The organism is Tumebacillus permanentifrigoris, assembly GCF_003148565.1.
Classification (GTDB): Bacteria; Bacillota; Bacilli; order Tumebacillales; family Tumebacillaceae; genus Tumebacillus; species Tumebacillus permanentifrigoris.
In genome coordinates this window covers 1-12,897 of the sequence record NZ_QGGL01000013.1, presented here as the reverse complement: position 1 = coordinate 12,897, position 12,897 = coordinate 1, and the positions used below count along the sequence as shown (strand labels likewise).

Below are 12,897 nucleotides of genomic sequence, written 5' to 3'. Positions count from 1 at the left end.
ACCATGTCTGACCATCCTGTCTCCATCGGAGTCAAAATCAAACACCTCAGAGAAGCTCTAGGCTGGAACCAAAAGGAACTGGCCGACAAGGCCAGCGTGTCCCCTTCGACGATTTCCGGCACCGAGAACGAACGGTTCCTGCCCTCACCCGATGTGTTGCATCGCATCGCCAAGACGCTGAAGGTCCCTTTTCATGAACTGGTCGACCTGATCCCGCACCTAAAAGTCGAAGCGATGCTGGAAATCGCCCAGATCTACCGCCGAGGGATCGACCTCGACCGCGCGCTGGCGATGATCGCACGGATCAAGCAACAGGAGGCCACCCTGCACGATTACCAACGCGACGAGCTGACGTGGGTGGAGGGCAATGTCTTGATCGTCAAACCGGACACGCGCATGCAAGCCGTCGCGATGCTCTACGCCCTCGCGAACAAACTCAAGGACTCCGCCCAGTTCAATCCCTTGTTTTTTGCCAAGGTACATAACGCCATCGGCAACGCGTGGGCACTCAACAAGGACTTCGTCACCGCCAAGCATCACTACCAACGCTCGATCGACATCCTCCACAGCCACCCGATGGTCGATGACCTCATCGTGCCAGGGCTCTATTACAACATGGCCGATTGTCTGCGGATGATGAGTCAGGAAAAAACCGCCATCGAGTACCTCAACAAGGCGATTCCGCTGTTCCAACGCCATCCCGTGCCCTATTACTTAGGAAGTTGTTACTTGAATGTGGGCAACTGCTATCAAAATCTAGGCGATGCACAGAGCGCCGTTCCGTTTTTCCGCAAAGCGATTCCGTATTATGCGGAAGCGGGAGCCAAGCGGCTCGAGTATGCCACCCGCAGTCTCGCCGCGTGCCTGAGCGACGACCCGCCCGAGGAGATCATCGCCGTCTTGGAAGAAGAACTGCGTGTTATGCAAGACGAGTTGCAACCGCATGAGATCGCGCTGATCAAAGCCCGCATCGCCAACGTGTACCGCAACAGGGGCGACTACGCCGTCGCCACCCACTTGTTTGCAGAAGCGGTCGAACTGTCCGCCACGGGACAGGTGACGGAGGAGCGGGGATTCGTGCTGCTGCACTATGCCAAGCTGCTCTACGCGATGGGGGAGTATGAAGCTGCCAGCACGTATGCGTTCGAGTCTTCGGATGTCTACTCCTCGATGCGGCTCTTGCACACCGATCTCCGAGAAGCGTTGCACATCGGACAGCAAGCCCTGCTGCGCTTGCGTGAAAGCTGTGGACAAAAAAAGGGCTCGTGATGTCACTCACGAGCAAAAATGGGAGAGCGTTCTCAAAAAAACGCTACGAAAGTTTTGTCATGAACATCGTACCAATGACGCGACGCAATAACAACGGTACAACGCAACATTTTGAATGTTGTGTTACTGTTGCGAAGTCTGCCCCTGAGACGGACCGATAACCAAAGCCCCCGCACATCGTGTGCGAGGGCTTTTTTGCAGAGGGAAGGGCGCTTAGCGCACCGCAGTGCTCATCCAGCCGACGAGGTGTTGCTGATGCGTTTCCCGGATCGTTTCGACGTCTTCGAGCGCGACGAGCTGGCCGTTGAAGATGAGCATGGCCATGTCGAGCATCGGCTCGATCTCGCTGACTTCGTGCGTGGAGAGCAGAATCGTCTGCTCCGGGTCGAAGTAGGAGATGATGCTCTGGATGATCGTCTGGCGCACCATCGGGTCGAGGCCGGACAGCGGTTCGTCGAGCAGCAACAACGGCACGCGCCGCGAGATCGTCAGCACCATTTTCAACCGCCCGTAGTTGCCCTTCGAGAGTCCGCCTACTTTTTGATCGGGGGCCAGTTGCAGGAACTTCAACATGTCTTCCGCCTTCGCGAGATCGAAGTCTCCATACACGCTTTTGTAAAAGGCGAGCGTCTCGCCAATCGTGTAGAACGGGTACAGCTCCTCACGGTCTGACAAAAACGCCATGTGCTGGTGCTGCGTCGGGCGACCGGCGATCTCGCCGTTGACGAGCACCTGTCCAGCGTTCGGGCGCAACAGCCCCGCCATCAGTTTCAGCGCGGTCGACTTGCCGCTGCCGTTGGGTCCGATCAAGCCGATCACCTTGCCGCGCGGCAGGGTGAAGGAGACGTTGTGCAACGCTTCCCGACCTGGGTACTTTTTGCTGACGTTCTTGAATTCGACGATGTGCTGACTCATGATGACCCCTCCTCCGACTGTTGGTGGTGCTGGATGCCGGCCACGATCTCCGCATCTGTATACCCCATCTCCCGCATGTCTTGCAAAAACGCTTGGATGCGCTCTGATTTGAGCGTATCGCGCAAGGACTGGAGTTGCGACTGGTCTTCGGTGACAAACGTGCCCTGTCCGCGCCGCGTCTCCGTGATGTGCAAGCGTTCGAGTTCGGTGTACACGCGTTGGGCGGTGTTCGGGTTGACGCCGCTCTGCACAGCGAGTTCGCGGACGGATGGTAACTTGTCGCCCGCCTGCACCTCGCCGCGCACGATCTGGCGGCAGATGCGCTGGAGGATCTGGTAATAGATCGGCTGTGACGAGTTGAAATCCTCGACCATGCCTTACACCTCCACTTTGCGGTCGATCAACCAACCGGAGAACAGGAACAGCGCCACCGTCAACAGCAGGTCGATCAGCACCGCACCTGTATAGATGTGGCCGAGGCTGATTCCGTGCGTCGAGAAGCTGATCTGACCCCAGCGCGTGAGTTTGTCATACACCGTGGTGTCAGCGATCAGGAGCAACAGCCAGATGAAGCCGACACAGACGAGGAAGGTGATCAGACCGGCCGCCTTGCGAATCGTGTTGCGCACCCATTGCACGACGACCGAGAAGAGCGTGGTGAACGCGACGAGCGACAAGTTGGCGTATAACAACGCCCCCAGCAGGTAGAGGTAAGCTTGGGTGGTCAGCGATGCGTATTGGCTGAACACCATCAGATTCTCGCCATCAGCGGCTCCGAATTCCCATTGCACGCGCTGCCAGAAATCCGCGTCCGGTCCGACCCGGAACGCGATCCCGCAGACGACGAACAAGATCGTGAACGAGATCAAGAAGTACAGCAGTCCGCTCACCAGTTTCGCACTGAGCAGTTTCCAACCGGAGATCGGCATCTGCAAGAACGTCGTCGACGTGTGCTTCCACTCTTTCTGTATGGAGTTCAACATGTACAGCGGAAGGAAAAACACGTGTAACGCCAGCGGGATCAGCAGGAACAGACCCGATGCCACCTCATTTTTCGTAAACGCGAACCACATCCCCAACGAACTGACCAGCACCAACGCCGCCAAAATCACGAGCGCCACGCCACGCTGCATGCGCAGTTCCTTTTTCACAATCGATAACCAAACGTTCATCAGCTCACCCCTTAGGTGTTGTAGTGTTCTAGGTACATAATACACACGAACACCAGAAGTTGTCAAACGAAAAAATGCCCGTGCGCTCAGCACGGGCTTTTTACGAGGGTAGGTGAGGTCTGGTTACGGTTGGGCGACAGGCGTGATCACTTCCTGCAACGCCTGTTCGAGCAGCTTGATGCCGAGGTGGATGTCTTGCGAACTGACGGTGAGCGGCGGCAGCAAGCGCAGCGTTTTCTCCCCGGCGGAGAGCACGAGCAGGCCGAGGTCGAGGCACTTGGCGACCAGCGGCGCGACCGGTCGATCCAAGACCACACCGCGCAGGAGACCGAGTCCGCGCACTTCGCTCAGGCAGTCGTAGTGCTCGAGCAGATCTTGTAGGCGCAACGCCAACTGTTCGCCCATCTCGACCGCCTGTTGGAGCAGACCCTCCTCCTCAATCGTCTGCAGCGTAGCCAACACGGCCGCCATCACCAGCGGAGTGCCGCCAAACGTACTGCCATGCGTGCCGGGCGTGAACGCCGAGGCGACTTGTTCCGTCGCCAGCGTGGCTCCAACCGGGATGCCGTTGCCCAGCGCCTTCGCCAGCGTGAGGATGTCCGGCTGGATGCCGGCTTGTTGGAATGCAAACATCGTCCCTGTGCGCCCGATGCCCGTCTGCACTTCGTCGAGGATCAGGAGCAGGCCGTGCTGGTCGCAGAGGTTGCGCACGCCTTGTAGAAACTCTGGGGTCAGCGGCAGGACGCCCCCCTCGCCTTGGACCGGTTCGAGCAGGATCGCACAGGTCTGCGGGGAGATCGCCGCTTCGAGGGCGGCGAGGTTTTTGGCAACGTGTTGAAACCCCGGCATCAGCGGCGCGAATCCTTCGTGGAACTTCGGGCGCGGTGTGGCCGAGACGGTGGCAAGCGTCCGTCCGTGAAACGCATCCTCGAGCGTGAGGATCTCAAACTTGTGCTCGCCGTAGACTTCCTTGCTGTGCTTGCGCGCCAGCTTGATCGCCGCTTCGTTGGCCTCTGCACCCGAGTTGCAGAAAAACGCTCGGTCCAGCCCGGAGAGCTGGCAGAGCTTTTGCGCGACGGCTTCCTGTCCGGGGATCTGGAACAGATTCGAGGTGTGTACGAGCGTCTCTGCTTGCTGCTGAATCGCCTGCGTGACGTTCGGGTGGCAATGGCCGAGGTTGGTGACGGCGATGCCGGAGGTGAAGTCGAGGTATTCGCGCCCCGCTTCGTCATAGAGCCGCGTGCCAGCGCCCTGCACAAAGGCGACGGGGAAACGACCATAGTTGCTCATCAGGTGTGTCATGCTGTAGGTTCTCCTCCTTGCACCAACGTGCCGATGCCATTTTTCGTGAAGACTTCCAACAGGAGCGCGTGGCGCTCGTTGCCGTTGAGGATGTGGACATGACGGGCGCCGTAGCGCAACGCTTCGAGGCAGGCTTCCACTTTCGGAACCATGCCGCCGGAGACTGTACCGTCTGCGATCAGATCGTCAATCTGTGCGGCGGTGACCTCGGAGAGGACGACGCCGTTTTTCAGAATGCCCGGTACGTCGGTCAACAGGATCAATTTCTCCGCCTGCAAGGCACCGGCGATCGCACCGGCGGCACTGTCCGCATTGACGTTGTAGCGCGTCCCCGCTTCGTCCACGCCGATCGGGGCGATCACGGGGATGAAGCCACTTGCGAGCAGCGCTTGGAGGACTTCGGTCTGGACGTTCGTCACTTCACCGACGAGTCCGAGGTCGCCGCTGGCGTGGTGTTTTTTCTGCACCTGCAACAGGTTGCCGTCGACGCCGGTCAATCCGACCGCCGCACAGCCAGCCGCGCCAAACGCTGCCACCAGTTGCTTGTTGACTTGTCCGCCGAGCACCATCTCCACGACTTCCATCGTCGGTTCATCGGTCACGCGCAGGCCGTCGACGAACTGGGCTTGGTGTCCAAGTCGGTTCAGCAGTTTGGTGATCGCTTTGCCTCCTCCATGTACGACGACAGGCAACAGGCCGACTTGCTTGAGCCAGATGATGTCGAGGATCACCGGGTCGATTCCGTCGCGGTCAGCCTCTGCGGAGATCGTGGAGCCGCCGTATTTGACGACGACGATCTTGCCGCTGAACTTTTGGATGTAGGGCAGGGCTTCGATGAGGATCTGCGCTTTGTCCGCGCTGGAGATTTCTGTGAGCACATTCATCTCCACCACCTCAAGTCCGGTAGCTGGCGTTGATCCGCACATAGTCATAGGTCAGGTCGCAGCCATACGCCGATGCCGTCTCCTCGCCTTGGTTGAGGTTGACGGTCAGAACGACATGGTCGCCCAGCAAGTACTCCCTCGCCGTCTCTTCATCAAAGACCAGCCCCATGCCATTTTGAGCCACTTGCACCGACCCGATGTAGATGTCGAGCAGGTTCGGGTCAAACTGAGCCCCGGAGTAGCCTGCCGCCGCGAGGATGCGGCCCCAGTTCGCGTCGGCGCCAAATACGGCCGTTTTGACCAGCGAGGAGCCGATGACCGACTTGGCGATCACCGAAGCGATGCCTTCGGTCGGGGCACTGTTCACGACGACTTCGAGCAACTTGGTCGCGCCTTCGCCGTCGCGTGCGATGTCCTTCGCCAGCTTCTCCGAGACATAGCGGAACGCGTCCGCAAATTCCGTCCACTGCGGGTGCGTTTCATCCAGCGTGTCGTTGCCCGCCATCCCGTTCGCCAGCACCAGCACCATGTCGTTCGTGGAGGTGTCGCCATCCACGGTGATGCGGTTGTAGGTCTGGTCGGTCGTGCGCGACAGCAACCGCTTGAGCGCCGCCGGTTCGACTGCCGCATCGGTGGTGACAAACGCCAGCATCGTCGCCATGTTCGGGTGGATCATCCCCGACCCTTTCGCCGCGCCGCCGATCGTCACGGTCACGCCGTCGAGGAGCAGTTGCACCGCCACTTCTTTTTTGCCCGTATCGGTCGTCAACATCGCTTCGGCAAAAAAGTCACCGCCCGCTTGTGCAAGCGTTGTCGCCGCTTGCCCGATCCCCGCGAGCAGTGGGGCCATCGGAAGCGGGACGCCGATCACGCCCGTGGAAGCGATCGCCACTGCGTCATCCGCCAGTCCGAGCGCTTTGGCCGTCTCTGCACGCATGGTTTTCGCATCTTGGTCCCCTTGTACGCCGGTGCAAGCATTCGCGTTGCCCGAGTTGACGACGATCGCTTGGAGGTAGGGCTGTGCGAGCAGTTGGGCTTCATTTTGCGTCACACAGGCGGCGCGCACGAGGTTGGTCGTGAACACACCTGCTGCTACGGCCGGCACTGCGCTGACGAGCAAGCCGAGGTCTTTGCGTTTTTTCTTGATCCCGCTGTGCAAGCCGGTCGCTTTGAAGCCTTGCGCTGTGGTGACACCGCCTGCGGAGAGCACGGTGCAGGTGGTTTTCTCGATGGTTTTCATGTCGCTCTCTCCCTTGGGTTATAAGTAGACGGGCGCTGTCGTCAGCCCGGTTGTCTGTGCCAGTCCGGCGAGCAGGTTGAGGTTCTGAATGGCTTGCCCTCCTGCGCCCTTCACTAGATTATCAATCGCGCCGATCACCGTCACACGCTGTGTGCGCGGATCGACACGCAGTCCGATGTCACAATAGTTGCTCGCCGTCACATCGCGCGTCTGGGGCCAATGGCCCGCCGCATGCAGACGGACGAACGGAGCGTTGCGGTAGAATTCGCGGTACACGGCCAACAGGTCCTCCGTGCTGTAACTCCCCGTCAGTTTCGCGTAGCTCGTCGTGAGAATCCCGCGGATCATCGGCACCAAGTGTGTCGTGAACGAGATCGTCACCGGCTCGCCGCTCGGGTTGACGTCGGTCAGCACCTGTTCGATCTCCGGGATGTGCTGGTGCTCCCCGACTTTGTAGGCTTTGAAATTCTCGTGAACTTCGACGAAGTGCGTGCCTGCGGAGAGGGCTTTGCCTGCACCGGAGAGGCCCGACTTGGCGTCGATGATCAGCGATTGCGGGTCGATCAGTCCGTGCTTGACCAGCGGGAGCAACGAGAGCAGCGTCGCGGTCGGGTAGCAACCGGGGTTGGCGATCAGTTTCGCATCGGCGATCTGGTCCGCGTAGAGCTCCGGCAGTCCGTAGATCGCGCTGGCGAGGACGGAGGACGATGGCGGCGTTTTTTGATACCAAGCGGCGTATACTGCACTTGGCAAGCGGTGATCTCCTGCGAGGTCGATCACGCGCACACCCGCTGCCAACAGCCCTGGCACCACGTTCGTCGACACGCCCGATGGCAACGCCACCAACGCATAGTCGGCTCGCTTGGCGATCTCCACTGGGTCGGCCACCTCTAGCGTGTGCGCGAGAACTCCGCGCAGATGTGGGTACACATCCGCCAAGTGCGCCCCTGCTTGTGAGTCGGAGGACACGTAGGTCACTTCCGCCTGCTCGTGGTGCTGCAACAAGCGCACCACTTCCAATCCCGTATAACCTGTCGCGCCCAAGATGGCGATCTGCATCTCTTCTCTCACCTCTGTTTTTTATGCTATGGATCATTATACGGTCGTATGCATAAACTTGCAATACATATACGAAAAAAACCAAGCAGTTGGATGCTTGGTTTTTTTCCTATACGGATTCGTGAACGCCACCACGTCCCCCTCCTACTCCACCGTCTCCACGGGGAGTTGCAGGATCGTCGCCGTCACGTCGTCCCCGTTGACGGTGGTTTGCAGGCGCACCGGGGCTGCGGTCGAGTTCACGAATTTGAAGTCGAGTTCCGGGTAGGACACGGTCGCGTCTTGGCCCGGTTCGACGTAGCCGACGGGCAGGCTGTGCGTGTAGCGTTCCGTGACTTTCAGTCCCGCGTGCAGGACGCTGTTGTACAACGTGGTCGAGACTTGGCAGATGCCACCGCCGTAGCCGTTTTCGTATTTTTTGCCGACGATGACCGTGGCGAGTTGCCAGCCAGCTCCCGGATCGTTCGAATCGCCGAGCACATCGTTGAACGACAACTGCTCCCCTGGCAGCAGGACTTTGCCGTTGAGCTTGTGGCTGGCGAGCACGATGTTCTGCACGCGACCCGAGGCATTGTGTCCGGCAAGCGAGGTGCGGAAGCTGCCGATCTGCTTGCCCGGTGCCGTGGCGAGCCCGGCGAGGTACGCCTCGTGCCGGGCTTTTGCGCGGCGGAGGTCGAGATTGCGTTGCTGGGTGAGCGCATCCTCGCGCAGTCCTTTCATCTCCTCACGTAGCGGATCTGCCGGCCACACCGGTTGCTTCGGCCCCGCTTCGGTGGTCGCCGCCTCGACGGGCTTGCGATCTTGCCACTGGCTCACCCCGACCAACACCGCCCCGGTCATCACCACGGTCGAGAGGAGCACGCCCCACCAAACCTTCTGTTTTTTCCCCATGTTGTGTAACCCTCCATCCTTCACGATCATGTATATGAGGATGGACGCTGGAAGTTTTGTCCAAGTTACAGAGGAGGAAAAAAAAGACCCTGCGGTCGCAGCCGCAGGGTCTTTCGTGGGTGATCGATGCGTGATCGGTTTCTCGATCGGTGTGACTTGAGCGTTGTAAAGGGAAGCTTACTCGGTCACTTTCAGCGTGGTCTTCATCGTACCGTGACCCGTGCCGCACATGATCGAGCACACGAGGTTCAGGTCGCCCGCTTTGGTCGGGGTGAAGGTCGCGGTTTCTTCCTTGCCGGACATCGCGTGTACGCCTTTTACGTCGGTGCCGTCGATGGTCAGGCCGTGCATGCCTTCGGTAGCGGTGATGATCAGCTTGACCGGCTTGCCGACTTTGACTTCGGTCTTGTCGAGTTCCCACGCGTAGTTTTTCGCGGAAACGTGGATCACTTGCTCATCACCCGAAGCAGCCGGGGTCGTCGTTGCAGCCGGCGTGGTGGTAGCAGCCGGGGTGGTCGTGCTCGCTTCATTCTTGGTTTCGGTGGAGCCACAACCCGTGAGAATCATACCAAAAGCGACAACTGCGGTGGTCGCGAGAAGAGTGAACTTTTTCATTGGTAATCCGCCTCCTAGTGTTTCTTACACCCCTATCATACACCCGCCAGCAGCCTATTGTGGCGATCAAATACAGATGAAGAATGAACGATTTGTGAAATGCGTCACAAGCAAGTTGGCAGGCTGGCGGAGAGTGAAAAACGCCCTCCACGTGGGAGGGCGTTCGTGAGTGTTTATGGACGTTTTTGGGCTTTCACAGGAATCGTGAGCTTAGCCGAGGACTTTTTTTACATGGTCGAGAACGTTCTCGACGGTGAAGCCGTACTCCTTGATCACGCGCTCCCCCGGTGCGGAGGCGCCAAAGGTGTCGATGCCGATCACGGAGCCATCGGTGCCGACGTACTTGTGCCAGCCGAACGTGACGCCCATTTCGATCGCGACGCGAGCTTTGATCGACGGCGGGAGGACGGAGTCTTTGTACGCTTGGGATTGCTGCTCGAACAGGTTCTGTGCCGGCATCGAGACGACGCGCGCGGCGATGCCTTGCTCGCCAAGCGCTTTTTGCGCCTCGACAGCGAGGGCGACCTCTGAACCTGTCGCGATCAGGATCACTTGCGGAGTAGCGCCGTCAGCCGGATCTGCGAGGACGTATGCGCCCTTCGCGATGCCGTCGCGCGCTTTTTCACCCGTGCCTTGGAGTTGCGGCAGTTTCTGACGGGTCAGCACCATCGCCACCGGGGTCTCGCGCTGGGAGATCGCCCAGCGGTAGGCTTCGTTGGTTTCGTTGCCATCAGCCGGACGCAGCACGGTCAAGTTCGGGATGACGCGCAGAGCAGCCAGATGCTCGACCGGTTCGTGGGTCGGGCCGTCCTCACCGACCGCGATCGAGTCGTGGGTCAGCACGTAGAGGACCGGTTGGCCCATCAAGGCCGCCAGACGGATCGCCGGGCGCAGGTAGTCGGAGAAGACAAAGAACGTACCGCCATACGGACGGATGCCGCCATGCAGCGACAAGCCGTTGAGCGCAGCACCCATCGCGTGTTCACGCACGCCAAACCAGACATTGCGGCCGGAGTAGTCCTTGGTGTCAAACACCGGGAGGCCTTTGAGCGTGGTGACGTTGGAACCCGCGAGGTCTGCAGAACCGCCGAACAAGGTCGGCAGGTTTTTCGCGATGGCGTTCAGCGCCGCACCCGAAGTGTCGCGAGTGGCCGCCGCCGGACCATCCGGGGTGTAAGTCGGGAAGTCAGCATCCCAGCCCGCCGGAAGTTCGCCGTGGATCGCTTGCTTCAGTTGCGTGGCAAGTTCCGGATGCGCTTTTTCATACGTCGCGAACTTGTCGTTCCACTGCGCTTCGAGCTTTTGACCCTGTGCTTTGACTTGGTTGAAGTGCTCGCGGATGTCCTGCGGGATCTCAAACGGTGCATGTTCCCACCCGTAGGCTTCCTTGGTCAGTTTGGCTTCCTCCGCGCCGAGCGGGGAGCCGTGTGCCTTGCTCGTCCCTTGGCGGTTCGGAGACCCGTGACCGATGATCGTGCGGACTTCGATGAGGGTCGGGTGTTGAAGGTCGGTCTGTGCTTGTTGAATCGCTTCGCCGATCGCGTGGATGTCGGTGCCATCCTCCACGCGCAGGTACTGCCAGCCGTAGGACTCGAAGCGCTTCTGCACGCTCTCGGTGAAGGCGAAGCTCAGGTGACCATCGAGCGAGATGTCGTTGGAATCGTAGAGCACGACCAGCTTGCCGAGGCCCATGTGCCCGGCCATCGACGCCGCTTCTGCCGATACGCCTTCCATCAGGTCGCCGTCGCCGCAGAGTGCGTAGGTGTAGTGGGAGATGATCTCATAACCATCCTTGTTGTATGTAGCTGCCAAGTGCGCTTCTGCCATCGCCATGCCGACTGCCATGCCAATCCCTTGGCCGAGCGGGCCGGTGGTCGCCTCAACGCCTGGGGTGTGGCCGAATTCCGGGTGACCCGGCGTCTTGCTCCCCCATTGGCGGAACTCTTGCAGTTGCTCCAGCGGGAGGTCGTAGCCGGTCAAGTGCAGCAGCGCGTACAGCAGCGCAGACCCGTGGCCCGCCGAGAGGACGAAGCGGTCGCGGTCGAACCAAGTCGGGTTCGCCGGGTTGTGTTTCAGATGTTTCGCCCACAGTTCATAAGCCATCGGAGCAGCACCCATCGGGAGTCCGGGGTGGCCAGAGTTGGCTTTGTCGATCATATCGATCGAGAGCGTGCGGATTGCCGTGATGGCGAGTTGGTCAAGGTTTGCGGACATTGTCAGGGGCTCCTTTCGTCTGTGCGTCCATCGGTCAAGGCGCTCGTTTCATGGGCATAAGTGAACCCTTCCCCTAGCACTTCCTGCACATCAGAGACGATGACAAACGCGCGCGGATCGATCTGGCGCACGATTTCCTTCAAGCGCGAGACTTCGCTGCGGGAGACGACGGTCATCAACATGTTCCGTTCAACTCCCGTGAAGCCACCATAGGAGGGGAGCTTCGTACAGCCGCGATTCAAGTTAAAGAGGATGGCCTTGGAAACCGCCTCTTCGTCATCCGTGATGATGTAGGAGATCTTGCCGACAGTGACGCCTTGTTGGACGAGGTCGATCGTCTTGCTCGTAATAAACAGGGAAATCAGCGCGAACAACACGCGCTCGATACCAAAAATCACGCCGGCAGCTGCGATGATGCTACCGTCGATGACCAGCAAGAGAGTCCCGGCTGAGATGCCGGTGTAATTCTGAATCAATCGCGCCGCCAAGTCGGTGCCACCTGTGGTAGCACGGCCTCGGAACACGATGCCAAGACCCGCCCCGAGCAACAGCCCGCCGTAGATGGAAGCGAGCAGCGTGTTGGTGGTCAACGGATGTTGTTTAAGTGGTTCCGTGAGCGACAGAAAAAACGTTAGCGAGATGATGCCGTACAGTGTCTTGAAGGCAAACTCGCGACCGCCGAGGAAGCGAAACCCCACCCAGAACAGTGGTATGTTGATGAGAAACGACGTGATGGAAACCTTCCACCCGAACAAGTAGTACAAGAGGATGGAAATCCCTGTAACGCCCCCGGTTACGGTCTTGTTGGGGACGAACACCCAGGAGATGGCGAAAGCGACAAGAAGTGAGCCGATCGTGATGTAGAGGTAGTCTAGAAATAGAAGTCGTCGTGGTGAGTAGCTTTTCTTTTGTCTCTTCATGCCTCATGTCTCCACCTTAGTATGTGATTATCGACAAGAGTATAACACTTGCTGATGCAAGAAAAAAGACCCGATCCGCTAAACCGGTTCGGGTCTTTCTATCTTGTTGCCTCGCGACGTCCTACTCTCCCAGGACCCTGCGGTCCAAGTACCATCGGCGCTGGAAAGCTTAACTTCTGTGTTCGAGATGGGAACAGGTGTGACCTTTCCGCCATCATCACGAGACTGTGACAACTGGGTAGCGCAACTTTGTGAGTTCAAGACAATGTATTGCGTAGGATAAGCCCTCGACCTATTAGTACTGGTCAGCTAAATGCCTCGCGGCACGTACACACCCAGCCTATCAACCCAGTCTTCTACTGGGGGTCTTACCACGTTGACCGTGTGGGAAGTCTTATCTTGAGGGGGGCTTCGCG

Annotated in this window: 12 protein-coding genes and 2 rRNA genes; 1 reads left to right on the top strand and 13 read right to left on the bottom strand. The window is 59.2% G+C overall.

The features are described from left to right. Positions 1–3: 3 nt before the first annotated feature. Positions 4–1,269: a tetratricopeptide repeat protein gene (locus C7459_RS14855; RefSeq protein ID WP_109690094.1), complete on the top strand. Its 1,266-nt coding sequence runs from the start codon at positions 4–6 to the stop codon at positions 1,267–1,269. A 213-nt stretch (positions 1,270–1,482) separates the two neighbouring features. Here the strand turns inward: C7459_RS14855 and C7459_RS14850 are convergent, their stop codons facing one another. From C7459_RS14850 to C7459_RS14790, 13 genes are all read right to left on the bottom strand, one after another. Then, positions 1,483–2,184: an ABC transporter ATP-binding protein gene (locus C7459_RS14850; protein WP_109690093.1), complete on the bottom strand. Its 702-nt coding sequence runs from the start codon at positions 2,182–2,184 to the stop codon at positions 1,483–1,485. Further along, on the bottom strand, positions 2,181–2,558 hold the full coding sequence (locus tag C7459_RS14845) for a GntR family transcriptional regulator (RefSeq protein WP_109690092.1): 378 nt from the start codon (positions 2,556–2,558) through the stop codon (positions 2,181–2,183). The genes C7459_RS14850 and C7459_RS14845 overlap by 4 nt, the downstream gene beginning before the upstream one ends. 3 nt (positions 2,559–2,561) lie before the next feature. Next, a complete protein-coding gene (locus C7459_RS14840; RefSeq protein ID WP_109690091.1) occupies positions 2,562–3,356 on the bottom strand; it encodes a hypothetical protein in 795 nt (264 codons plus the stop codon). 123 nt (positions 3,357–3,479) lie between these two features. Continuing rightward, complete coding sequence (locus C7459_RS14835; protein WP_109690090.1) at positions 3,480–4,658, bottom strand: aspartate aminotransferase family protein; 1,179 nt, start codon at positions 4,656–4,658, stop codon at positions 3,480–3,482. Continuing rightward, the gene (gene argB, locus C7459_RS14830) at positions 4,655–5,542 is read right to left on the bottom strand and encodes an acetylglutamate kinase (RefSeq protein ID WP_109690089.1); all 888 of its coding nucleotides are present in this window, start codon (positions 5,540–5,542) and stop codon (positions 4,655–4,657) included. Before argB ends, C7459_RS14835 begins: the two co-directional genes overlap by 4 nt. A gap of 10 nt (positions 5,543–5,552) precedes the next feature. Further along, positions 5,553–6,782: a bifunctional glutamate N-acetyltransferase/amino-acid acetyltransferase ArgJ gene (argJ, locus tag C7459_RS14825; RefSeq protein ID WP_109690088.1), complete on the bottom strand. Its 1,230-nt coding sequence runs from the start codon at positions 6,780–6,782 to the stop codon at positions 5,553–5,555. Between the two features lie 18 nt (positions 6,783–6,800). Next, a complete protein-coding gene (gene argC, locus C7459_RS14820; RefSeq protein ID WP_109690087.1) occupies positions 6,801–7,841 on the bottom strand; it encodes an N-acetyl-gamma-glutamyl-phosphate reductase in 1,041 nt (346 codons plus the stop codon). 144 nt (positions 7,842–7,985) lie between these two features. Beyond that, positions 7,986–8,732 (bottom strand): VanW family protein, encoded by a 747-nt coding sequence (locus tag C7459_RS14815; RefSeq protein ID WP_170119482.1) that lies wholly within the window; start codon positions 8,730–8,732, stop codon positions 7,986–7,988. 177 nt (positions 8,733–8,909) lie between these two features. Then, entirely contained in the window at positions 8,910–9,347 is a 438-nt protein-coding gene (locus C7459_RS14810) for a cupredoxin domain-containing protein (RefSeq protein ID WP_109690085.1), read from the bottom strand. A 210-nt stretch (positions 9,348–9,557) separates the two neighbouring features. Beyond that, positions 9,558–11,561, bottom strand: coding sequence for a transketolase (tkt, locus tag C7459_RS14805; RefSeq protein WP_109690084.1), 2,004 nt, complete (start codon positions 11,559–11,561; stop codon positions 9,558–9,560). A 2-nt stretch (positions 11,562–11,563) separates the two neighbouring features. Continuing rightward, entirely contained in the window at positions 11,564–12,481 is a 918-nt protein-coding gene (locus tag C7459_RS14800; protein ID WP_109690083.1) for a YitT family protein, read from the bottom strand. 108 nt (positions 12,482–12,589) lie between these two features. Further along, a 5S ribosomal RNA gene (gene rrf / locus C7459_RS14795) occupies positions 12,590–12,706 on the bottom strand. 50 nt (positions 12,707–12,756) lie between these two features. Further along, positions 12,757–12,897, bottom strand: a 23S ribosomal RNA gene (locus tag C7459_RS14790); the annotation flags it as partial.